Below are 23,912 nucleotides of genomic sequence, written 5' to 3' on the forward strand. Positions count from 1 at the left end.
CTTGAACTTCAATCGCGCCGCCCTCATTCTCATCTTTCTTGCAGCCTTTGGTGCCATGTTCTCTTACACAAGAGAGCTGGCCCAGAAGAATCCAGAATCTATCTTTCTAACTGATGAAGGAATGGAAAAGTTTGAAAAATTCCAAGAGGATTTTCCAGAAGTCGAGTCATTAGTGATCTACTCTCATGGTATGCCTACCGTGAATACCTACGAAGATCTTGAGGTATTTGGAAAGAAGCTAGAGGAGGCATGTGATGATGAATGTTACTTTCTCTATCCACATGAATTAGTTAGGAAACGCCAGGACTACTTAGACAGATTAAAGGAAAGAGACTTCAAAAGTCTTGAGTTAACATCTTCAGAAAGTGTCGGCTTTATCGTCTTTAATAAAGGGGAGAAGGGGCAGTTAAAAAATATTGTTAGGGAAGTGGAGAAACAAGTTCGCTTTCATTGTGCAGGTCATGACTATACAAATTACCAATTGGATAAGTCTTCTGAGGTCGTGCAAGAAAAGATCTTTCCATTTCTCTTTGCCTTCTCTTTATTTCTACTCTTTGTCTTTATTAGAAATATCGTAGATTCGATTCTCTTATTCTTTCCATGTGTCCTCTCTTCTATACTCTCTCTTAGTGTCATTAAGTATTTCTTTCATCATATGAATATGGTGAATTCAATAGTGCCCTTGATGACTTTTGTGATTACTTTATCTCTTGGACAACATCTTTATTTTACTGCAAGAGATATGGGATCCCTAAAGCTTGCCTTGAAAGTAAAATTAAAGCCAATTGTCTTAATGCTTATCACAACCTTTATAGGCTTCTTGTCTTTATATATTAGTGAGATTTTTGTCATTAGAAGCTTTGGTCTACTCAGTAGCTTTCTCATTCTTATCTCATCGATCTTAGCAATTATATGGCTAATATCTGTTGAAGGGCTCCTTCACTACCGTAGAGATCGAGAATATAAGTTAAGACTCTATCCTAAAAAGAGCCTTTCTTTTTTTGGGATTATTTCTCTTGTTGTAATTGCTCTCCTCGCAGGGATGTGGGGAGGAAATAATGTGAAGGTTATCACTGATGCCACAAAGTACTTTCCTAAAGAAAGTGATATACATGCAAGTTTTGAAGAAGTAACGAAGCTTGCAGGTGGAGTGCCCATCGTTGAAATTGGTATTAACACAAAGGACTATGAGTCTTTAAAACATATTCTTAAATTAGAAAATGAGTTGAAAGAAGTAACAGGTCTTAAGGTCTTTTCACGAAATCAGATGATTCAAAGAATTAATAAAGACTATAGTGGAAGCCTCTCAATACCTGAAAATCGTTTTGCCTATACTACGCTGTATTCAAAAGCACCAGAGGCCTTAAGGGAAGCCTATTCTATTGATGGCGAATATAAGATCACTTTACTCGGTGCTCCTCTAAATGTTGATAAGTATGAAAGTCTTATAAAAAAAGTGCATCAGATTCTAAAAGGGCAGAATTACACAATTGATGGCCTTTATTATAATTTAATGATTTCTCAAAAAGAGATGGTTCATACGCTATCAAAAAGCTTTCTTATTAGTCTTATCATTATGGCATTGATAGCAGTGATAACACTTAAGGAGCTTAAGTTATTTATTATTTTTATTCTCGTTAATACACTACCTTTAGGGCTCTCTCTTGGTTTTTTAAACCTTAGTGATATGTCACTTAATATTGCTACTGTTATGACTTATAGTGTAGGTCTTGGAATTGTGGTGGATAGCACATTCCATATTCTTCATTATCTAGGTAGTCATAAGTTTTCCATGGAAGAATACCTCGAGACAATTGTTAAACCCGTCTTAACAAGTTCAATTACATTGATTGTCGCATTCCTCTTATTTGGCGCCTACGATTTTCTACCAATAAAGGAATTTGGGCTCAATCTTTCATTTATTTTACTTTGTGGGATGATATTTGATCTCTTTGTTCTACCAACTCTTTACTTAGGACGATCTGATTTTAACACTGGGGGAAGTCATGATTTATGATGCAATTGTTATTGGAGCCGGCCCAGCTGGGTGCATCTTTTCACACCTTATGGCAAAACAAGGAAATAAGATTTTAATTTTGGAAAGACAATCAGAAATAAAGAGGAAGGTTTGTGGAGAATATCTTTGTCCTGAAGGAGTTAAATCCCTTAGAGAATTAGATTTAAATCATGTCTTATCTGGCTTTAAACATCTAAATGGAATGATTATCCATTCTCCGAAAGGAGCGGTTGTCGATTCAAATTTTCCAGCTAGTCATGGCCGTTCTAATTATGGAGTCAGTGTTAATCGTGAAGTCTTTGATAACCGTCTCCTCTCTCAAGCAATGGAGAGTGGGGCACAAGTAAAAATGGGAACAACAGTTGTCGAGATTAAATTTAATAGTTCTTTCTGGCAGATTAAAACTTTTGATGGAGGAGAGTTTTATTGCCGTCTCTTAATTGGTGCTGATGGCAGAAATTCATTTGTTGCTAAAAGTCTTAATCTAAAGCTTGAAAACGAAAAGAAGAATATTGCTCTACATGCTTGGCTTCCTTGTAAAAGAAAACTTCCTCGAAAAGGACAAATGTTTATTTTTGATGAAGGTTGCTATATTGGTGTTGATCCAATCAATGACAAAGAAGTTAATATCTCTCTTGTGTGTCAGGCAAAGCATATAAAGAAATACGGCTCGGCAAATGATACGTTTGAATTCTATCTTAATAAAATAAAAGATCAAATAGGAGTCTCTATCACAAAAGAGATAAAGGTTCATACCAGTTTTCCTATCGAGCACTCTGTAAGCGATATCATAAAAACAAATGTCGCCTTAATAGGTGATGCCGCTGGATTCGTTGATCCTATTACAGGTGAAGGGATCTTTAATGCCATCAAGACTGCCCATATGTTAGTGCAGTCTTTAGAGGATTACCCATCTCTTGTGAGTTTTGAGCAGGGCCTTCTGAATTATAAACAAAAAAAAGAACTCTACTTTAAAGAAAAGACAAGACTTAATAAGGGATTTCAATGGCTCATTCGTTCTAAGCTCCTTGTTGAGATCGTTGCGGCCTTTATTAATTTAAGTCAGAAAAAAAGAGATGCTTTCATCGGCATTATTGGAAATATCTACACACCATTTCGTGGTGTAATGAAAATGATTTTTTAAATCGAGGTTTATATGAAGAATATACTTATTGGATTCATGACAATTCTATTTTTTCAGTCTCTTTATGCAAAGGAGCTGAGCTTAAATTATAACGATTATGACAGTGCACATAGTGGAGATAAGAAAATCATCTTTCATATGGAGTCCACTAAGGCGGGGCTTATTACAACCAGTTTTGATGGTGTCGTTAAAGAAGGAAGTATTGTATATAAAGAGGAAAAAGGGCAATATCGAGATGTTGTTATTAGGATAAAGGCAATGAGCTTGGATACTGATAACGATGCAAGAAATGAAAAAATGTATGAGGAGACATTAACTGTTAAGAAGTATCCTGAAATCATTGTTTCTCTAAAAGGTCCTATCAAGTTTAATCAAGAAAATATTGCTATCATTAAAATTAGAGGGCAAGAGTATCCAATTAAAATCTTTATGAGGGAAAGTCATAATGAAAAACAAACCTTGATTTCAGGGCATTCAAATGTATCAATTAAGGCGTTAAAGATACCAGATCCATCAATTTGGATTGCCTCTGTCAGAGATCTCGTTGAGATAAAATTCACATTTGTCCTTTAATTTGTTAACATGCATTGCAATACAAAAGTTTGAAAAGGATAAATCTTGAAAGATGCAAAATTAGTATGGTCTGACGAGGCCGGTGATTTACGCCAAAAAAATTCAAAGAAGAACTCAAATAAAAATGCCAACGAAGAAGTTAACGAATCTGAACTTGTTCTAAGTATTAGACGACTTACCTCAGGTAAGGGCCGTGCTATTGTGGAGATCTCAAGCCTTCCAAATAATAAGAAATGGTGCCAAAAACTAGCAAAAGAATGCAAGAAGTCCCTAGGTGTAGGCGGTGCTTATAAGAATGATTATATCGAAGTTCATGGTGAAAAACTTGAAGAAGTGAAGGCGCTACTCGATAAAAAGAATTTGAAGTGGAAGCAGACTGGAGGCTAGACTATCAAATATTTGCGTGCTAATATTTTTATCATGTTAAGAATTCTTCTTTCTCTATTCACAATTGCCATGATTTTTGTGAGCTTCTCTCACGAGGCCCACGAAGTTATGACTGAACTACAAGTTAAAGTAGAGAAAATTAATTCCTCACACGATATTACTCCTGCTAATCACTGCGATGGCCATGATAGTAACCCAGACCACTGTCATATTCATTGTACAGGACTCCATTTCGTGGCCGATATACACCAAGTACACCAGTTAGATGTGCCAGTTAAAATTGAATCTCAATTATTAACTTCTGGAGATAATTTCTTTAAGTCTCCATTCCTAGATCCCACAATAAAACCACCTTCTTATTCTTAACTAAATTTAACACGACTTTTATCAAAGAATATTAGAAGGATAGTTGCATGAAATGCTTATACACTTGCGTCTTAACGCTTGTACTCTCACAAGTAGTGTTTGCTACAAAGAGTACTTGTCAGATTAAAGACGCCAATGAGTTCTTAAGGCTCATTAAAGAAAACCATCAAGTCAATCTCTTGGCCGAATCAACAAGAGAGTCTCTAGCAGGAGAAATTGAATCTGCTAATGCTGTTTATAATCCAGAATTTGAATCTGAGATTGTTTCTGGTGGCAGTGGTGAATTAAACTCCATGATTAAGGTTACTCAAACATTTGAGCTTGGTGGAAAGCGTGGGGCCCGTGAAAGTCTTGCGAAAAATCAAATGGTACTGGGTGAATTAGAAATAAAGAATAACAAAGAGAATGTTATTTTAGAAAATGTTTTGAGTCTTTACCGCTTAAGACAAATTAATGAATTGATACCGATTTATAAAGAAGCTTATGAGTCTCTACAGAGTCTTTTAAAGAAGAAGGGCCGTATCAAGAAATCTCTCTCTCCTTCACAGGAGGTTGAATATGAAACTCTTTCACTTGCCATTGATGATTACTACCTAAAGCTTTCTGAATTAACTGCTAAGAGAGCAACGCTTTTAACTCATTTGAAATTAAATGCAGGAGGAGGTTGTAGTGTTAGGCTAACTTCTTTACCAAGAGAATTTCGTTTTAAGAATATTTCCATGCACGAGCTTAACTTAGAAGAAAGTACTGAGTATCAAAAGAATAAGGCAAAGCTTTTGGCCGCAAGGTCTAGTTATGATCTGGCAAAGTCTAATGCCTATAGTGATTTAAAAATCGGGCCGATGTATGAGTTTGCAAAGGCCGATAACCAAAAGGATCATGCTTTTGGATTAAGTCTGACTTTCGATATACCTGTTTTAAATACCAATGATGGGTCAAAAGCGAAAGGTCTGGCCCAAGTTAAGAGGGCCGAATTTAATATGCGCTATCAAGAAATTGACTTAAAGATGGACTTAAATAATTGGCTGGCCAAGTACAAGAGGTATAAGTCTGTTTATCAGCGTATGGTTTCAAGAAGTTCACTTGAGAAGAAACATAAGCGTATTGAAACTCTCTTTCAACGAGGAGTCATTTCTACTGGCCTTGTTATTGAGGCTCATAGGCAACTCGTTGATTTCACTAATCGTCGTAACGATTATGAACTTGGAGCCGTTGAAGCTTTATGGAATATCTATCTGTTACGCGGATCAATTTTAAAGGAAAGAATATGAAATATATTAAGTTAATAGTCTTAGTCTTCTCTCTAAGCATTTTTGCTAGTGGAGACGATCACCACGATAATCACCACGAGGACCACCATGAAGAACACAATGGTGAACACAAAGGTGAGCATGGAGAACATCATGACGATCATGACGATCATGACGATCATCATGGACACGGAAATGAAAAATCAGGAAAAAATAAGGCCATCACAGAAATTGACGAGCACTTGGGCTTAAAGCTTTCACCTCAAGCAACAGCACGCTTAAAGATTAAAACCATTCCTTTTTCTTATAATTTAAGTGATCTAAATAAGTCATCATATGTGATCATCGGAAAAGAGCGCGCTCTTTATCGTAAAAGAAATGGTTTTTATAAGCTTATTGATGAGCATGATTTTTCCACTGCATTTAAACCCTCAGATGAAATTGTCATTGAAGGAATAGAGCTACTTAGAATAAGCGATATCTTCTCAACTGATAAGTCTGAATATGGCCACGCACATTAGGATTGGGGGGATAAGATGAATTTAATTAATAAGCTTATTGAATTTAGTGTTCACAATCGACTCTTTGTCTTTATCGCAACGGTTGTTCTCATTATTGGTGGGATCTATTCATTTGATCGACTCGCAATTGATGCTGTTCCAGATATAACAAATACTCAAGTACAAGTTAATACCGGAGTTAAAGGTCTAACACCCGAAGAAATTGAGCGAATGGTGACTTTCCCAATTGAGTCGGCCTTAACAGGTATGCCTGGAGTAGAACAGACACGCTCAGTTTCAAAGTATGGAATCTCACAAGTTACAGTAATCTTTAGTGAAGAGACTGATATTTACAAGGCCCGTCAGTTAACGTCAGAAAAACTTGTTAACCTGGATCTTCCTCAAGGAATTAAGCCTGAAATGGGCCCGATTTCCACTGGTCTTGGAGAGATTTTTCATTACTCTCTAAAATCTAAGAAAGAATATGTTAACGAATCGGAGGAGCTTCTTACTTTAATGGAGCTTCGCTCAATTCAAGACTGGTTTATTAAACCAAGACTTCTCACTGTAAAGGGAGTAACGGAAGTTAACACAACTGGTGGTTATCAAAAGCAGTACTTCATCCAGCCTAATATCAATCAAATGTCTCGTTTCGGAATTCACTTTGATGATATTGAGGAGGCCATCAAAAGTACGAATCTTAATGTGGGGGGAGGCTATATTCCTCAAACAGGTGAGCAGCTCTTAGTACGTGGTGTTGGTCTTTTAAAATCAATTTCAGATATTGAAAATATTGTGATTAAGAGACTTGGATCGCTTGATATCATTCGTGTTAAGGATGTTGCGGCCGTTAAGTTTGATAAAGAAATTCGTACCGGAGCTGCCACTCATAATGGTGAAGAAATTGTTCTTGGGACGGCCTTTATGCTTCTTGGTGAAAACTCTCGTGCCGTCTCTCTACGCTTAAAAGATAAGATTGATGAGATTAAGAAGAACTTACCAGAATGGGTGGAGTTAGAAGTTGTCTATAATCGTTCTGACATGGTTAATGCTACTTTAAGTACTGTCGAGCATAACTTAATTGTTGGAGCGGGTCTTGTCATGGCCTTTCTCATGCTTCTTGTTGGAAATTTTAGAGCAGCTATCATTGTCGCAGCAACAATTCCAATTTCTCTTCTTATTACTTTTATTCTAATGCACTGGCAAAATGTTTCAGGGAATCTCATGAGCCTTGGTGCTTTAGACTTTGGTATTATTGTTGATGGTGCTGTTATTGTTATTGAAAATTGTGTTCATCGTCTACAAAAGCGAACTAAGGAGTTAGGAAGGTCTTTATCAAGAGATGAGATTAAAAGTCTTGTGATTCAAAGTGCTATCGAAATTCGCTCAGCTGCAGGTTTTGGTGAGCTCATCGTTATCGTCGTTTTCATTCCTCTCTTTGCTTTAACAGGTATTGAAGGAAAGATGTTTGGGCCTATGGCCATGACTTTTATTATGGCCTTAGCAAGTGCCCTTGTTCTCTCATTCACTCTTGTTCCGGCCCTGGCCGCAACGTTCTTAAGTTCAAATACAAAAGATGTGGAACCAAGACTTATGACAATGGCAAAGCGGTCTTTTGCGCCTATTTTAAATCTAGCATTAAGGTTTAAAAAAGTTGTTCTTGGTTTTGGATTAGCAAGTATCGCTCTTGGTGTCTTACTTTTTTCTTCTCTTGGATCAGAATTTATCCCACAACTTGATGAAGGAGACTTTGCTGTCCAATTTATTCGTCCTGCAAATATCAGTATTGAAAACTCAATTAAACTTCAACGCTTAAGTGAAGATGTCATTAAAGAATTCCCTCATGTTAAAAATGCTTTTGGCCGTACTGGTGCAAGTGAAATTAGTACTGATCCTATGGGAGTTAATATCTCAGACACCTATGTCATGCTAAATCCTAAAAGTATGTGGCCTAAAGGAGATATTAAAACGAAGAAGGATTTGATGGAGGAGATTCGCAAGGCCTTGGCCAATAATATTCCGGCCCAAGTGATGATGTTTTCACAACCAGTTGAACTTCGTTTTAATGAGATTCTTGAAGGGACTCGATCTGAAGTTTCAGCTAAGGTCTACGGTGAAGATCTGGCCGTCATAACTGATGTTGCAAATAAGGTTGCGTCCGCAATTAAGAAAGTCGATGGTGCAGGAGAAGTAGAAGTCGAATCAAAGGGAATGTCTCCAATGATTCAATACACTCCTAAACTCGATGAACTTGCAAAACTTGGTGTTAGTAGTAAACCAGTATTAGATGTCATTTCAACGGCCATTGGTGGCGCTCAAGTTGGTAGCATTTATGATGGTGTTAAGAAGTATCCAATTGTCACAAGACTCTCTGGTGAAGAAAGGCGTGATGTTGAAACGATCTCCAATCTACCTGTCGGAATTTCAGATGGGTATACTGTAAAAATAAGTGACGTTGCCCATATTGATTTTTCTGAAACCTATTCTTCTGTGAATCGTGAAAACTCTGTTCGAAGACTTGCTATTCTTATCAATCCAAAAACTCGTGATATTGAAAACTTTGTAAAGAATGCATCTAAGGAAGTTGAGAAGCTTAACCTTCCTGATGGCTACTATGTTGAATGGGGTGGAAGTTTTAGGAATCTCATTTCTGCTAAGAAGCGCTTAAGTATTCTTGTTCCTCTAGCTCTTTTACTAATTCTCGTTATGCTCTATGGTGCTTTTAGAAATTATGCACAAGTGTTTCTTATTTTCTTATGCGCACCAATGGCCTTAATTGGTGGAGTTCTTTCACTTAAATTACTTGGCCTACCATTTAGTATTTCAGCTGGAGTGGGCTTTATTGCTCTTTGTGGGATTAGTATCTTAAATGGGGTTGTTCTTGTGACTTACTTTAATCGCCTTCTAAAAGATGGTAAGTCTCCAGATGATGTGGTTCGAGAAGGGACGATGATTAGACTTAGGCCTGTTCTAATGACGGCCCTAACTGATATCTTTGGTTTTTTACCAATGGTTTTTTCAACGGGACTTGGTGGCGAAGTTCAGCGCCCTCTTGCAACAGTTGTTGTTGGGGGAATATTGTCGGCAACAATTTTAACATTAATTGTCTTACCATCTCTCTATCGACTCTTTATTCATAAAATGCGTCCGCAATAACCTATAAGGCCTTAAAATTTAAGAGAAATCTTAAGTTTTAAGGCTTTCTTTATTCTGTCACAATATGGTGTTTAATCTTAGTTCACTAGCTTTAAATTTTTCAATTTTAGAATATTTTATTCAATAAATGATAATTTATTCTCAAATATTTAATAGGGGAGAAAATGAGGAAAATTTCAATTATTGCATTACTTGCACTTTTGAATCTATCAGCTTCGGCCAGCCTTTCTAATATAGAGGGACTATCAAGTTGTCGCTTCTCAAGTAAGTATGAAGCACGAAACTTTGCAAAGGCACTTGATGGCTCTGTTGTTGCAGCGGCCAGAATTAGCACTGCTGATCTTGCTCAAGTCGATTCGTGTTCGACAGCTATGACTATGGCACTAAAAGAAGGTTATAAATACGAAGATATTATCAATAACGTTGATACTTCTAAGAAGCTATTTGATAACGGAATCGAAGCAACAATACTTTTAAAAGGTATTGATGAGTATGTTGTCAATGGGACGACTTACACGGGTACTAATTCTATCATTGATGGTGACTTCGACATGATGGTTAGTGTTAATGGTAAACGAAATGAAATTTCTCAAGGTATCCCAACTGATGTGGGAAGCAATTCATTCATAATTAAAATTCTTTCCGATAAGAAGATTAATATTAGTAGCAAAGAAAATGATCTGGATGCCAATGTAAATGCAATTATCACTAAGGATGAAAAAGGTGAGATAAAATCATTTTCTGTACTTTCTAAAGACTTAGAAGCCTTTTTAAAGCCTGTCCTTGACGAACAAGGAATCTCTTTGGCCAAAGGCCTTAATATGAATACTCAGGATTTAAGTTTTGCCATGGATTATGAAGTGTCGGCCATGGATTGTGGAAAGGACCTAAAAGGTGTTTTTAAATGCTCCAGCGCATTTATTTTTAATATGTCTTTCCAACTCTAATTGGCACAAATTTGACCAACTTAGCTTCTTAAGTTGGTCAAGTCCTTAATATCATTATCAATATAAGATAAATATTTAATTTCTGATATAATTACTCCGTTAAGTGTAATGGGAGAATTATATGAGGAAATCATTTATTGCGACATTTACACTAATTTCATTAGTTTCAATACCCGCTCAATCAAAAATGATTGTTGAAAAAGAAGAATATAATGCTCAGGCCATTATCAAAGAGTATGCTCTTGAAAACTTCTATCAACGCTTCCTTGATATTACTGATACATATAATGATAATCGTCTCGATCCTGAGACATTTGCAACTTCTTTCAAAGACGTTAAAGAACAACATAAGTTTTATCGTTGGGCCAAGAAAGTTGGTATAAAGAAATTACCAGAGGCAAAAATTGAAGAAGGTATTGCAACAATTCAAGTAGGTGAACATAAGATTCAATATTCGATTGCAACACTTGTTAAAAATGAAATCCTTGTCAATGGTAGGGCCTATGAGTTTGAGAAATTAAGCTTTAATCAAGCATTTAATAAGCTTAAGGATAAGGTTAATACACAAAAGAGGGTAACAATCCTAGATCTTATTGTAAGTCCTGCATTTGCAGATGCAAATACAGGTTTAGAAAATGCGATGTTAGCAACACTACTATACTTAAACTCTGACTTTGCTGAGAGAGAGTGGTGTGTATCCTGCTCAGATGAAAATAAGGAAGTCACTAAGAAAAATTTTGAAAAACTACTTTCAAAAGTAGATGAAAAAATAGTCGCATGTGAAAATGAATCTGCTGGAATTGAAGATGTTTACAGTAATATTTCATATTTTGAAGGTCGTGATGATGAGGGCGGTTTTAGAATGACTTCAGCTGCCAATCTCAAGAATTACTTTCCTCAAATTGAAAGAGAGTTAAAAGATGTAACATGTGAGTCTCTAGTCTTTGATATTTATAAAGATGAAATTTTTCCAGGCAAAAAGCATCTTATTACTCAATATGCAGAAGGTGATAGTTATCGCCGAGCAAATATGGCCACAACAGTGAAGCAGAAGTACGATAGTAAAGTTAAAGCAAGCTGTGATCGTGTTGCTCAATTAAATGCATGTATGCTTAATAACTCTTATTCAGCTCAAGATGTCTATAATAATTCGCGATCTTCAGGTGAAAAAGAATTCAACTGGCGCTCAAAACCTAGAAAAGATTATAAAGTACGAGGTATTTCACAATAGAATCTTCAGATCTTTTGTGCTAAAAATGACGCTATGGATGAATTATCAGAAGCATTTGAAAATATCTTAGAAAAAATTGAGTTTAAGAAGCATCAGCAATTTGCTGAATTCTTACCTAAGCTTATCCACGTCTCTAACGATTCGTCTAAGAGTACGTACGCAATGTACAATAATATGGTTTTTAAACTCGATGAATTCTTTAAAGGAATGCCTAATTTTCAAAATGAATTTGGTAAAGATAAGAAGTATCTTGCAGGAACTCATGTTCTTCGTGCTATTACTGACGAGTTAGGCTTTGAATTAGATGATGAAGAGCTTTTCATTATTTATCACTTAAGGGATCTTGGAAAGTTTAGAAAGAGAGAAAAAGATCTCCATGATGAACTTAAAAGTCTTTGGACTCAGCCGCAGTACAAGGAGTTTGCTCTTGGTGATCAAGACTTTTCTCACGCCATTAAGAATCTTATGCGTGCAAAATTCATTGATTACCGTCGCGGAAATCTCCATATAAAGCCGTCTCTAATTGTAAGATTTAAGAATCGCTATTAACCGCTTCTAAAAAGATTTTTCCAAATCTCTTTAATTTCTTTGGCCCAACACCATAGATATCTTCTAGGTCGGTGAGGGTTTGTGGACGTTGCGCGGCCATCTCCATTAGTGTCTTATCTGGAAAGATCTTGAAGGCTTGAGTGCGTTTTTGCTTGGCAAGCTTGGAGCGCAGGACTCTTAAGTTCTCATAAAGAGTTTTATCTGTTCCGTCGTTAGGCTTATAAGTTGCTGCAGACTTTTTGCGAGTCGTTTTCTTTTTCGTCGTTTTTTTCTTTGTTGCCTTAGCTGCTTTCTTTGCTGCTTTTACTTTTGCAGCTGGCGCACCTTTTTTAAAATCTGCACGAATAAAGACCTCTTTTCGGCCTTCGATGACTTCAATGGCAGATTGAGTGAGTTTTATCTGAGAGGTTCCATCCATGATCATCTTAAGATGGCCTTGAGCAATGAGTTGGCGACAAAGCGAATAGAGAAAGCCTTCATCTTCATTAGATGCATAAGAAAAACTTGTTATATGGTGGTGGCCATTCTTTTGTATAACTCCTGAGATATTACCTTTAAGAACATCCACAATATAATGAACGTTGTAGCGTTGATCTGTTTCATAAACACAAGTAAGAACTGCCTTAGCTAGTTCTGTTGCATTGATACGCTTATGTTTCGTCTGATCGTTTAAGCAAATATCACAATTTCCACACGGGCCAATGTATGGATCATTAAAATAGTTTAGAAGGACCTCTCTACGACAAGTTGTTGCTTCACTAAAGCCTAGGATTGCATCAAGTTTTTCTTCTGTAACTCGTCTTCTAGCAGCAGAGCTTACGCCTTTAGTGGCAATTCGTTTAAGAAGAACAAGGTCTCTTAGTCCATAGAACATAAGGACTTTGGAAGGAAGTCCATCACGTCCAGCTCGTCCTGTTTCTTGGTAGTATGATTCAAGACATTTTGGCATATCCATATGGGCAACAAAACGAACGTTTGCTTTATCAATTCCCATTCCAAATGCAATGGTTGCTACAACGATGACGTTACTATCGTTAATAAACTTTTCTTGCACTTTTTCTCGGTAAGGAGCACTCATCCCGGCATGATAGGCATAGGCCTTAAAGCCCGCCTTAACAAGTTTATCTGCACATTCTTCAACACCACGGCGAGAGAGGCAGTAAACGATACCAGATTGGCCATCGAGGTTTTCACTAATGAATTCTTCAAGCTTATAAAAGTCTTTTTCTTTTGTGGTTTTCTTATTAACGGCGTAAGTGATATTAGGACGATCAAATGAGCTAATGAATATACCTGCACCATGAAGGTTTAGACAGCGGATAATTTCTCCGCGAGTTGCCTCTCCCGCAGTTGCAGTTAAGGCCATTCTTGGAACATCTGGGAATTTCTTTGTAATCATTCCAAGTTGCATATACTCAGGTCTGAAATCATGGCCCCATTGAGAAACACAGTGGGCCTCATCAATTGCAAAGAGAGAAATCTCAACTCGCTCTAGGATACGTTGAAAGTATTCATTCATCATACGCTCAGGTGAGACGTAGAGAATTTTAATATTTCCATTTAGAAGATTACCAACAATATCATCTTGTTCACTATGAGATATTGATGAATTAAGATAAGCAGCTTCAACACCTTTTTCGATAAGTGCATCGACTTGATCTTTCATCAAAGCGATAAGAGGAGAGATTACAATGGCCGTCCCAAAGCGGGCCAAGGCAGGAATCTGATAGCATAATGACTTACCGCCACCTGTTGGCATTAGGACCAGTGCGTTGTTTCCAGCGATAACGCTTTCCACAATTTGCTCCTGTTTGCCGCGAAACGCATCATATTTGAATATATTTTGAAGTATTTCAATTCCCTGACTCACTACTATAGTTTAACTGATCAAAAAGGGTCGGCAAAGCTTTAAAAGCTGCAATGTTAAATCTTTGTAAAAAAGCGAAATGAACTTCGCTATTTTTGCTGTGATGCCATAGAATATTTAAAATGGGGTTTTATATGAATAAATTATTATTAGTTCTATTAATCAGCTTTAGTGCACTTGCATCAAATAAAGTCTTATTTCTAGGAGATTCTCTAACTGCTGGTTATGGAATTGATCCGGAAAAAGCCTATCCAAATCTGGTTAGAGATATTCTAAAGAAAGAAGGGATTGAGATCACTGTTATGAATGCTAGTATCAGTGGCTCAACTTCAGCTTCAGCTGTTTCCCGTCTAAAGTGGTCACTACGAGGTAAGCCAGATGTGATGTTATTAGCTCTTGGTGCAAATGACGGTCTAAGAGGAATTAAACTTCACTCGACAAAAGATAATCTTAAAAAGGCCATTAAGTTAGCAAAATCAAAAGGTGTAAAAGTGATTCTTGCAGGAATGCAGATCCCACCAAATTATGGGCCTGAGTATACAAAAGAGTTTAAGAAAATGTTTCCTGATTTAAAAAAAGAAGAAGGAGTAACCTTACTTCCTTTTCTCTTAAAAGACGTAGCAGGACAAAGAAAACTAAATTTGGATGATGGAATTCATCCAAATGAAGAAGGGCATAAGATCATTGCAAAAACTGTTGCCCCATTTATTAAGGGAGCACTTTAATGACTGAAATTGTTTTAACTTTAGATGAAGTAAAAAAAGACTTTTCTCAAGGGGAAGAAGTATTAAACGTTCTAAAGGGCGTTGACCTAAATGTTAGTGAAGGGGAAACCATTGCCATTCTAGGTAAGTCAGGAAGTGGAAAATCAACTCTGCTTTCACTACTGTGTGGAATTGATGATGCAACTTCCGGCAATATTTCTTATCGTTCTAATTCTCTCAAGAACTTAAATAGTGAAGAGATAACTGATCTTCGAGCAAAACATATTGGTGTTGTATTTCAACAATTTCACCTATTAGAACATCTAAACGCATATGAAAATGTTCTGCTACCTTTAGAGGTCAATGGTAATAGTGATAAAAGTGAGCGAGTGGACTACTTCTTAGAAAAAGTCGGAATGTCTCATCGAAAAAGTCACTTTCCAAACCAACTAAGTGGCGGAGAAAAGCAAAGGATTGCTATTGCCCGAGCTCTCGTTACTCATCCTGGTGTTTTATTGGCCGATGAACCAAGTGGCTCTCTTGATGAGAATACAGGTGGTGAAGTTATGGATCTTATATTTGATATCGTTCGCGATGAAAGAATGAGTCTTGTTCTTGTGACTCACGATAAGGACTTAGCTAAGAGATGTGAAAAAATATATCATCTTGAGAATGGAGTTCTTAGTCTTGAAGATTAAAATGGTAATGCGAGAGCTAAGAAGCTCTCCTGTATTCTTTCTTATTTTTATTTTAAATTTATCAATTGGAATGGTTGGGCTTTCAACAATTGAAGTATTTAAATCTTCTTTTGATAATGCCTTAAGTGCAAAGTCTAAAACTCTTCTTGGTTCTGATATTTCTATTAGTTCAAGAATTGCCATCACAAAAGACAGTCTTGATACGGCCAAGGAAAATCTCGATTATACTGAGATGACTAAGAATCGCTCTCTTTATTCCATGCTCTTTAACGGTGATAAGTCTCGTTTAGTTAATGTTAGAGGACTTGGTGCAGGCTTTCCATTTTATGGAGATATCATTGCAAAAAGTGGAAAACACTTTAAAGATATAAAAGATAATGAAGTTTTTATTTATCCAGAGCTTGTTGGGCAACTAGGTTTAGAAGTTGGTGATAATGTAAAAATAGGGGAGAAGTCCTTTGTTGTCGCAGGAATTGTAGAAGAGGATGGCGCGGCCGGATTTTCGATGGGGCAGCTTGCCCCGAGATTATATCTTAAAAATGAAGTTTTAAATTCAACCCAGCTAATTAAGCCTGGGAGTACAATTTGGAGAAGTGTTCATTTTAAAATTGCAGGTGAACTCTCAGATAAGAATTTAAGAGAAGTCGAAAAGAATTTAGAAAGTAAAATTGTGGACTCATCCATTCGAGTGAGATCACCACAGTCTAATTCCCAAAGAGTCGGTCGATCGATGGATTATCTGGGAGACTTTCTTGGCCTAGTATCTCTTTGTGGTCTTTTTCTAGCAGGACTTGGCCTAATCTACCTTTTTAGAGGCTTCTTATTAAAACGTAGAAAAGACCTTGCTATCCTAAGTTTCATAGGAATGCGTAAGAAAGATATCTTTAAAATCTATACATTAAAGCTTTTCTTTCTAGGTCTTATTGGTTCTCTATTAGGTATTACAATTGGTTCGGCCTTTAGTCCTGTTATTCAGACTATGGTTAGTAAGAACCTAGGTATTGATATTAAATTGCAATTTGAATTAACAACATTCTTCGTCACAATGGCCGTTGGTGTTGCTTCAACAATTGTCTTAGCTCCAGCTTTAATTATTCCTTATTTAAGACTAGACCAGAAGGCACTATTTGATCACGATACAACGCTTTCACGTAATATTTATGATTATTTATTATATATTCCAATTATTCTTTTTTACTGGGTAATGGCCATTTACTTAAGTGAAAGTATAAAAGTTGGAAGTGCATTTATCGCCGTCTTCCTTGTTATTGTCGGTATATTCTTTCCGTTGGGAAGCTTTATCTTAGATAGGCTTGGTAAACTTAGATTAAATCTTAATCTCTCATCGAGTATGGCCTATAAGTATGTAACTCGACATAAGATTTCCACTTTATTTATTTTTCTGTGCCTATTTATATCGACTTCACTTATGACTCTCATCCCATCGGTGAAAAACATTCTAAGTGCAGAGCTTTCGCTTCCCGCAGAAGAAAGACCTGTGTATTTTCTTTTTGATATCCAACCCGAACAAGTCGATGATTTAAAGTCTTTTGTTAAAGAAAATAAATTAGAGCTCTTAAATATCTCTCCAATCGTTCGAGGACGACTTGTTAAAATTAATGGTGAAGGTTATAAACCTAGTGAAGGAGAAGATCTTACAAGGGAAGAACAAAGAGAGAGAAGGAGTCGTAACCGCTCCACGAATCTAAGTTATCGTGATCATCTCGTACGCGGTGAGGAGATTATAGAAGGACGCCTGCCTAAGAAGTTCGACTTTGAAACTGATGAAGTTGCAGAAGTCGGCCTAGAGTATCGATATGCAAATCGACTTGGAGTTGATTTAGGTGATGAGTTAGAATTCAATGTTTTGGGAATGCCAATACTGGCTAAGGTTGTTGCTCTTAGATCAATTCGTTGGACAAGCTTTCTTCCAAACTTCTTTATCTCTTTTGGCCCAGGTGTTCTTGAGGATGCACCAAAAACTTTTATCGCAGCAGTTGGTAAAGGTGAGGGCGTTGTAAATGATGAGCTACAATCAAATTTCGCCGCTAAATTTCAAAACGTATCACTTATCGATATTCAAAGTTCTCTAAAGAGGATCGCAACAATAATGGAGAGTATCACAAAGATTCTAGTCACTATGAGCTTCATTGTTTTCTTAGTTGGGCTCTTAGTGATCTATTCTCTAATCTCACATCAATTAGAGTCACGAAGAGAGGATATCTCTCTTTTAAATATAATTGGAATTCGATTTAGTGAGATCAGAAAGTCTGTTATGAAAGAGATGGCATTGATGGCCATAAGCTCTGTTTTAGTGGGTATTGTCCTTGGTCAACTTGTAACTTTTGCAATTGCTGAATTACAATTTGATTTGCGCTATATCTTTAGTGGAGTTGAAATTATTGGCTTTGGTATGCTGATAATTGTTCTTTCAATTATCATTTCTTTTGCTTCTTTTAATCGCTTTATTAGAAAGTAAAGGCGGCCCGGTATAAAGGCCGCCTTGGAGTAAGTATTGAAATTTACCAGTTATATCTTTCGGCACAGAAATAACGGTAATCGTTTTGGTAGTAATTTAGATCATCTCTAAGGTCAGCACAGATGTCATAACCAACAGAACAAGTATATGAGTAAAATGTTTGCTCAACGTGATCAGTATAGCTATCAACTAACTCGTAATTACATGTATCATATGAACTATAACGGTGACGGTAACCATTATAAATGAAGTATGGGTAATCTGATCCATACCAATAACCATCACTATATGAAACTCTTACTCTTAGCCAACGGTTGTTATATACGTAAATTGGTCTAATTGTTCTGTGGTAGTCACGAGTCGTGTACCAACGACGATTGTGTCTTACGTGATCGCGATATGGTGTATGGCGATATCGACGATATGCTCTTGTTGGATCTGGTCTTCTTGTACGAGAATCATCGTATCTTCTATCGTCAGTTCTTCTTGTGTGAGAATCATCGTATCTTCTATCGTCAGTTCTTCTTGTGCGAGAATCGTCGTATCTTCTATCGTCAGTTCTTCTTGTGCGAGAATTGTCGTATCTTCTATCATCTGTTCTTCTCGTACGAGAGTCATCATAGCGACGATCATTACGTGTTCTTGAGTTATCATAACGTCTGTCATCTCTTGTATTTCTTGAACGACTTCTATCTGATTGGTTATTACCACGTGTACGGCTATTGTCGTATTTTCCACTATTTCCACGTGATCGACGATCGCGGTCATCACGTCTACCAGCTGCAAAAGTTGTGGCCGTAAGTGCTGCTAGAACAGCAAAAAGAACTAATTTTCTCATGAAGAATCTCCCTAGAGTTTATTAAAATATTCTTTCTTCTAGCTTGGGAAAAAGGAGATTTGAAATAAAAATTTTATTTGGCCGATTAAATTAACTTTCTTACATTTATTGTTACGATATTATAGGTATTTGGAAGGATTTCTTACATTGCACAAAGTCATAAGTGAGAACTAAGTAGCAAAAAGGCCTCAGTTAAGAGGCCTTGGTATTTCAAAATTATTTAATTTTTGTTTTTAGGTAGTCATCGTAGCTGATGTACTTATCTTCGATCATCTTCCCAGTTTTATGGTCCAGGTCGATAATACGGTTTGCAACCGTCTGAATGAACTCGTGGTCATGAGAAGTAAAGATTAGATTACCTTTAAATCTAGTGAAACCTTCGTTAACTGATGTGATACTTTCTAGGTCAAGGTGGTCTGTTGGTCCATCGACTAGAAGAACATTTGCCCCTGAGAGCATAAGCTTAGACATCATACAACGAACTTTCTCTCCCCCTGAAAGAACATTCGTCTTTTTAAGAGCTTCCTCTCCTGAGAAAAGCATCTTACCAAGGAAGCCGCGGATAAATGTCTCATCCTTATCTTCTGAGTATTGCCTTAGCCAGTTTACGAGATCGTTCTTTCCATCCATGAAGTAGCTTGAGTTATCTTTTGGAAAGTATGACTTCGTTATTGTCACACCCCATTCAACGTCACCTGAATCCGGCTCCATTTCACCCATAAGGATTTTCATAAGTGTTGACTTCGCAACATCGTTCTCACCAAGAAGAACAATCTTGTCATCTTTATTGAGCATAAATGAAATATTATCAAGTAGCTTAACACCATCAATTGTCTTAGAAATATTATTAACTCGTAGGATCTCTTTTCCAGCTTCACGCTTTGGTTCAAAATGAACAAATGGATACTTACGAGTTGATTTTGGAAGATCGTTAAGCTCTAGTCTTTCTAATTGCTTTTGACGAGAAGTCGCCTGAGAAGACTTAGAAGCATTGGCAGAGAATCGTTGAATGAAGGCCTTAAGCTCTTTTGCTTTCTCTTCTGCTTTCTTATTCTGATCGGCACGAAGCTTTGCTGCAATCTCTGAAGATTTTCTCCAGAAGTCGTAGTTACCAGCGTAAGTTGTGATTTTACCAAAGTCGATATCTGCAATATGTGTACAGACTTTATTTAAGAAGTGACGGTCGTGGGATACAACGATCACAGTCTTTTCATAATTTAATAGGAAGTTCTCAAGCCACTGAATGGCCTTGATATCAAGGTTGTTTGTCGGCTCATCCAGCAGAAGAATATCTGGAGATCCAAATAATGCTTGAGCAAGTAAGACCTTTACTTTTTCTGGACCAGTAAGTTCTTTCATCGTCTTATAGTGGTATTCAGTTCCGATCCCTAGACCAGAAAGAAGGATACCTGCTTCAGATTCTGCTTCGTAACCATTCATTTCGGCAAATTCACTTTCAAGCTCTGCTGCCTTCATTCCATCTTCATCACTAAAGTCTTCTTTCATGTAGATGGCATCTTTTTCTTTCATAATTGAGTAAAGCTTTTCGTTACCCATAAGAACAGCTTGAAGAACTTGTTCTTCTTCATATGCAAAGTGATCCTGCTTAAGAATTGAGAGGCGCTCACCTGGAGTGATATTAACTGTACCATTATTAGGTTCAATTTCTCCTGAAAGAATTTTTATAAACGTTGATTTTCCAGCACCATTGGCACCAATTAGCCCGTAGCAATTACCTGGAGTAAATTTAATATTAACGTCTTCAAATAGCTTCTTTCCACCAAAGCTTAAACCAACATTGGAAGTTGAAATCATAAATTGTCCTTCATTTTAAATAGATGCTTAACGAGGCATAGCTTAATATATTTAATGCGTTTAGTCTACGGATTTACTTGGTTCTTAAAGCAAAATTATTTTAGGGCCAAAGACAACTAACTTCATCAAAAGATTTTTTTGATTGTGATAAAATTTGTCTCATCAAAAGGAGTCTGTCGTGAAAGCTTGGGCCACAATAGTGGCGTTCCTTCTTATTGCTCTAAATGCTTACGCTGGTCCATCAGACTATTACTCAAAGCATCATCGCTTTAAGGCAATTAAGACAACTCACTATATAAAGATCTCAAAAGATGGCCACCCAAAGGCCCTTCTAGAGCTACCAAGACGATATAAAGAAAGGGAAAAATGGCCACTTGTGGTCAATATACATGGCTATACCGGTAATATCTTTCTCCAGTATATACTAACGAGACTTTCGAATTATAAAGATATTCTTGGGTTTATGATTCTTACTCCTCAAGGGAGAACTGATCGCGACGGTAATACATTTTGGAATGGTGGAAACTTCTGTTGTGATTTCTACGAAACTGGAGTGGATGATACGCTCTATATGAAAAATCTTATCGACTATATAGCTTCACATCCAGACTTTAATCGAGTCGATACCAGAAGAATTTATTACTTCGGCCATTCAAACGGCGGCTTCTTTGCCTATAAGATGGCCTGTGCTTATCCCAATTATGTAACGGCCGTTGGCACCTTGGGAGCATCTCTAGATCTTCGAGATGAAAATGGAGAAATTATCGTTGAGCAGGATCCATGTCCACAGGCCAGTGCGATTCCTATTTTTCATATTCATGGTACCAAGGATAAATCAATTCCATATGCAGGAAAGGATTATATGCCTGAATATGACTTTGGCCATATTGGAGCAAGGCAAGCTGTTGAGCGATGGCTTTATCATAATCGATGTGACATGCAAGGGGATCAGAAAAAAACAAATGCGAGCTTGTTTATTTGGGGTAAAGAAACAAGAGTTGAAACCTTTAGCAACTGTGAAAACCAAGCAACTGTGAAATTAGCAACCGTTAGAAGAGGAAGGCATATCGAGCTGCTGCGGTATCGTTTTTACAAAAAGATGCTCAAATTCTTTTTGAAGTATCAAAAATCAAGCATTGAATAGATTCATTATTAAGTAGCAATTTAAGTATTCTTGTCTTCAAAAGAATCTATTTGGACATCTATAATGGAAGAAATAGACGAGCAAGGTGGTTCATAATGAGTAATGAATATCAAATTATCTACATTAGTGAGAAGACTAGTGAATTTGAGGCAGATCGCGACTTGAATAAAATTACTTCTGCATCCTTTCGAAATAATAATGCCCGTGATGTCACCGGTGTTCTCATGTACAACGGCGGTTTCTTCTTTCAAGTGATTGAAGGAAAAAAAGAAGACGTTATCTATACCTATAATAAGATTATTCTCGATCCTAGACATCAAAATGTTAATCTCTTATCAGATCGTGAGATTGAGCACAGAAGTTTTGAGAATTGGCCAATGGCACTTATTAAATTAAGTGATGTTGATCTGGATGTCATTGACCATGTGGTTGCTTGGAATGACCTAATTAATGATTCTCGTAAACATGAGCCCATCTCTGAAGATAAGATTGATCGATTAATCGAGGCTTTGAGATATAAAATTGATATGGATACTATTTCCTCAAAAGCTGCATAACTTTCCTGTCACTTGCTAGCATGTTAAAATTTGAACATGTCAAATCAAGTAAAGGTTGCCATCGTTGGAGGAGGCCCGGCCGGCCTCTTCTGCGCATATGAGCTGTTAAAAAATAATATTGAAGTTCACCTCTATGAAAAAACAGGTGGAGTTGGAAAGAAGTTCTTAGTTGCTGGAAATAGCGGCTTAAATCTTACCCACGGTGAAGAGTTATCAAGCTTTGTTAAGCGCTATGGTGTTAATGAAGCGAGATTTAAAAAGTATATTGAAGACTTTACTCCGATGGATCTTGTTAATTGGGCAAAAGAGCTTGGTACAGAAACGTTTATTGGTTCAAGCGGACGTATTTTTCCAAAGAAAATGAAGGCCGCTGATATTCTCTATCAATGGATGAAGGCTCTAAAAGATCATCCTAATTTTCATCTCCATTTAAAACACGAATTAGAATATATTCTTGATGATGGCGATCTTGTCTTTCGTCATGAGCATGCCCAAAAAATAGTTAGAGCTGATTATTATATTTTCGCTCTTGGAGGCGGAAGTTGGAAAAAGACAGGTAGTGATGGTAAGTGGATCGATTATATCGAAAAACTTGGAGTTGAAACCCGTAAGCTAAAGGCCATGAATTGTGGCTTTGAAGTTGAATGGTCATCGCACTTTTTAGAAAAAGTTGACCGAGGCTTTGTAAAGAATGTCATTGTGACAAGTCGAGGAGAGTCTGCTCGAGGTGAGATTATGCTAACTCCATATGGCCTAGAAGGTGGCGCTATCTATGCTATCTCTAACTTTGTTCGTGATGAAATTGATGAAGTAGGTGAAGGAGTCATTAGTATTGACCTAAAGCCTGATCTCACTTTTAAAGAAGTCCTTGAGAAAGTTACTAAGAGGGGAAAAGACTCTCTTACAAATCGATTAAGGAAAGGATTAGGTTTAGATAAAGTGGCACTTGCTCTTTTGTATGAAGTTCTTGATCGCAAGAAGGCACAAGTTGATAAGGAATATCTTGCACATGTTATTAAGGACTGTTTAATTACTGCTCGAAGAACTCGTCCAATGGATGAGGCCATTTCAACATCTGGTGGAGTTTGTTTTTCTTCATTAAACGAAGACCTAAGTATGAAAATTAATGAACGATATTACTTTATAGGTGAGATGTTAGATTTTGAAGCACCTACTGGAGGATATCTCTTACAAGGATGCTTTTCGACAGCTTTTCAAGTTGCGAAGTCGATAAAAGGAAAACTCAATGTTTAGTTTACACCCAACTTTAAAGAAAGACTTAGTAGAGATTTGTGACTTAAAACTTTGTAAGCTCATGCTCCTTCCCGATACTGAAAACCCATGGGCCGTTTTAATTCCACGTCTTGAAGACATAAGAGAAGTGCATGAATTATCACGTCAGGATCAAATACAATTGATGGATGAAATTAACGAGGTTTCATTATTTTTTGATAAGAATTTTGGGCCTGAAAAGATAAATATTGGCGCTCTAGGGAATATGGTTGCGCAATTACATGTTCATATTATCGCTCGTTACTCTAGTGATAGAGCGTGGCCCGGAGCTATTTGGGGCACAAAGTCAAAAAAAGAATCATTTAAAATCAAAGAGTTAGAAGTGAAACTTAAAGAGGCTTTTTCACGAAACTGACAATGGACAGCAAAATAAATTTTTTTTCCTTTTTTCGTAGGT

21 protein-coding genes are annotated in these 23,912 nt (G+C 36.9%); 18 read left to right on the forward strand and 3 right to left on the reverse strand.

What is annotated here, in order from left to right; genetic code table 11:
- Position 1: 1 nt before the first annotated feature.
- From BALOs_RS05080 to BALOs_RS05130, 11 genes are all read left to right on the forward strand, one after another.
- Positions 2-2,017, forward strand: coding sequence for a hypothetical protein (locus BALOs_RS05080; RefSeq protein WP_120404487.1), 2,016 nt, complete (start codon positions 2-4; stop codon positions 2,015-2,017).
- Positions 2,007-3,161 carry an NAD(P)/FAD-dependent oxidoreductase gene (locus tag BALOs_RS05085; RefSeq protein ID WP_115360832.1) on the forward strand — a complete coding sequence of 385 codons (1,155 nt, stop codon included), beginning with the start codon at positions 2,007-2,009 and terminating at the stop codon, positions 3,159-3,161. Before BALOs_RS05080 ends, BALOs_RS05085 begins: the two co-directional genes overlap by 11 nt.
- A 12-nt stretch (positions 3,162-3,173) precedes the next feature.
- A complete protein-coding gene (locus tag BALOs_RS05090; RefSeq protein WP_115360829.1) occupies positions 3,174-3,734 on the forward strand; it encodes a YceI family protein in 561 nt (186 codons plus the stop codon).
- A 45-nt stretch (positions 3,735-3,779) separates the two neighbouring features.
- Complete coding sequence (locus BALOs_RS05095) at positions 3,780-4,121, forward strand: hypothetical protein (protein WP_158536825.1); 342 nt, start codon at positions 3,780-3,782, stop codon at positions 4,119-4,121.
- A gap of 33 nt (positions 4,122-4,154) precedes the next feature.
- Positions 4,155-4,487, forward strand: a complete 333-nt coding sequence (locus BALOs_RS05100) for a hypothetical protein (RefSeq protein ID WP_133296909.1) — start codon at positions 4,155-4,157, stop codon at positions 4,485-4,487.
- A gap of 47 nt (positions 4,488-4,534) precedes the next feature.
- On the forward strand, positions 4,535-5,758 hold the full coding sequence (locus BALOs_RS05105) for a TolC family protein (protein WP_115360823.1): 1,224 nt from the start codon (positions 4,535-4,537) through the stop codon (positions 5,756-5,758).
- Positions 5,755-6,258, forward strand: coding sequence for a hypothetical protein (locus BALOs_RS05110; RefSeq protein ID WP_120404488.1), 504 nt, complete (start codon positions 5,755-5,757; stop codon positions 6,256-6,258). Before BALOs_RS05105 ends, BALOs_RS05110 begins: the two co-directional genes overlap by 4 nt.
- 15 nt (positions 6,259-6,273) lie before the next feature.
- The gene (locus tag BALOs_RS05115) at positions 6,274-9,393 is read left to right on the forward strand and encodes an efflux RND transporter permease subunit (protein ID WP_115360820.1); all 3,120 of its coding nucleotides are present in this window, start codon (positions 6,274-6,276) and stop codon (positions 9,391-9,393) included.
- Between the two features lie 164 nt (positions 9,394-9,557).
- On the forward strand, positions 9,558-10,340 hold the full coding sequence (locus BALOs_RS05120; RefSeq protein ID WP_115360818.1) for a hypothetical protein: 783 nt from the start codon (positions 9,558-9,560) through the stop codon (positions 10,338-10,340).
- Between the two features lie 121 nt (positions 10,341-10,461).
- On the forward strand, positions 10,462-11,571 hold the full coding sequence (locus BALOs_RS05125) for a hypothetical protein (protein WP_115360816.1): 1,110 nt from the start codon (positions 10,462-10,464) through the stop codon (positions 11,569-11,571).
- A 33-nt stretch (positions 11,572-11,604) separates the two neighbouring features.
- Positions 11,605-12,120 (forward strand): hypothetical protein, encoded by a 516-nt coding sequence (locus BALOs_RS05130; RefSeq protein ID WP_115360814.1) that lies wholly within the window; start codon positions 11,605-11,607, stop codon positions 12,118-12,120.
- Here the strand turns inward: BALOs_RS05130 and recQ are convergent.
- Positions 12,104-13,990, reverse strand: coding sequence for a DNA helicase RecQ (gene recQ / locus BALOs_RS05135; protein WP_205570974.1), 1,887 nt, complete (start codon positions 13,988-13,990; stop codon positions 12,104-12,106). The genes BALOs_RS05130 and recQ overlap by 17 nt on opposite strands.
- Positions 13,991-14,121: 131 nt before the next feature.
- On the opposite strand from recQ, the gene BALOs_RS05140 reads away from it, so the two are divergent.
- From BALOs_RS05140 to BALOs_RS05150, 3 genes are read left to right on the forward strand one after another with little or no spacing between them, the layout of a single operon-like run.
- Entirely contained in the window at positions 14,122-14,712 is a 591-nt protein-coding gene (locus BALOs_RS05140) for an arylesterase (protein WP_120404490.1), read from the forward strand.
- Positions 14,712-15,389, forward strand: a complete 678-nt coding sequence (locus BALOs_RS05145; RefSeq protein ID WP_199506625.1) for an ABC transporter ATP-binding protein — start codon at positions 14,712-14,714, stop codon at positions 15,387-15,389. Before BALOs_RS05140 ends, BALOs_RS05145 begins: the two co-directional genes overlap by 1 nt.
- Positions 15,379-17,868: an ABC transporter permease gene (locus tag BALOs_RS05150; RefSeq protein ID WP_162929556.1), complete on the forward strand. Its 2,490-nt coding sequence runs from the start codon at positions 15,379-15,381 to the stop codon at positions 17,866-17,868. The genes BALOs_RS05145 and BALOs_RS05150 overlap by 11 nt, the downstream gene beginning before the upstream one ends.
- A 43-nt stretch (positions 17,869-17,911) precedes the next feature.
- Here BALOs_RS05150 and BALOs_RS05155 read toward each other — a convergent pair whose 3' ends face one another.
- Entirely contained in the window at positions 17,912-18,706 is a 795-nt protein-coding gene (locus BALOs_RS05155) for a hypothetical protein (protein ID WP_120404492.1), read from the reverse strand.
- Between the two features lie 216 nt (positions 18,707-18,922).
- On the reverse strand, positions 18,923-20,521 hold the full coding sequence (locus tag BALOs_RS05160) for an ABC-F family ATP-binding cassette domain-containing protein (RefSeq protein WP_120404493.1): 1,599 nt from the start codon (positions 20,519-20,521) through the stop codon (positions 18,923-18,925).
- Between the two features lie 178 nt (positions 20,522-20,699).
- Between BALOs_RS05160 and BALOs_RS05165 the strand changes: the two genes are divergently transcribed.
- From BALOs_RS05165 to BALOs_RS05180, 4 genes are all read left to right on the forward strand, one after another.
- Complete coding sequence (locus tag BALOs_RS05165) at positions 20,700-21,665, forward strand: PHB depolymerase family esterase (RefSeq protein ID WP_162929557.1); 966 nt, start codon at positions 20,700-20,702, stop codon at positions 21,663-21,665.
- Positions 21,666-21,760: 95 nt separating this feature from the next.
- Positions 21,761-22,222, forward strand: coding sequence for a BLUF domain-containing protein (locus tag BALOs_RS05170; protein ID WP_120404495.1), 462 nt, complete (start codon positions 21,761-21,763; stop codon positions 22,220-22,222).
- Positions 22,223-22,258: 36 nt separating this feature from the next.
- Entirely contained in the window at positions 22,259-23,476 is a 1,218-nt protein-coding gene (locus BALOs_RS05175; protein WP_120404496.1) for a TIGR03862 family flavoprotein, read from the forward strand.
- Complete coding sequence (locus BALOs_RS05180) at positions 23,469-23,870, forward strand: HIT domain-containing protein (RefSeq protein WP_120404497.1); 402 nt, start codon at positions 23,469-23,471, stop codon at positions 23,868-23,870. Before BALOs_RS05175 ends, BALOs_RS05180 begins: the two co-directional genes overlap by 8 nt.
- Positions 23,871-23,912 lie beyond the last annotated feature (42 nt).

It is taken from the genome of Halobacteriovorax sp. BALOs_7 (assembly GCF_003612895.1).
GTDB classification, from domain to species: Bacteria; Bdellovibrionota; Bacteriovoracia; order Bacteriovoracales; family Bacteriovoracaceae; genus Halobacteriovorax_A; species Halobacteriovorax_A vibrionivorans.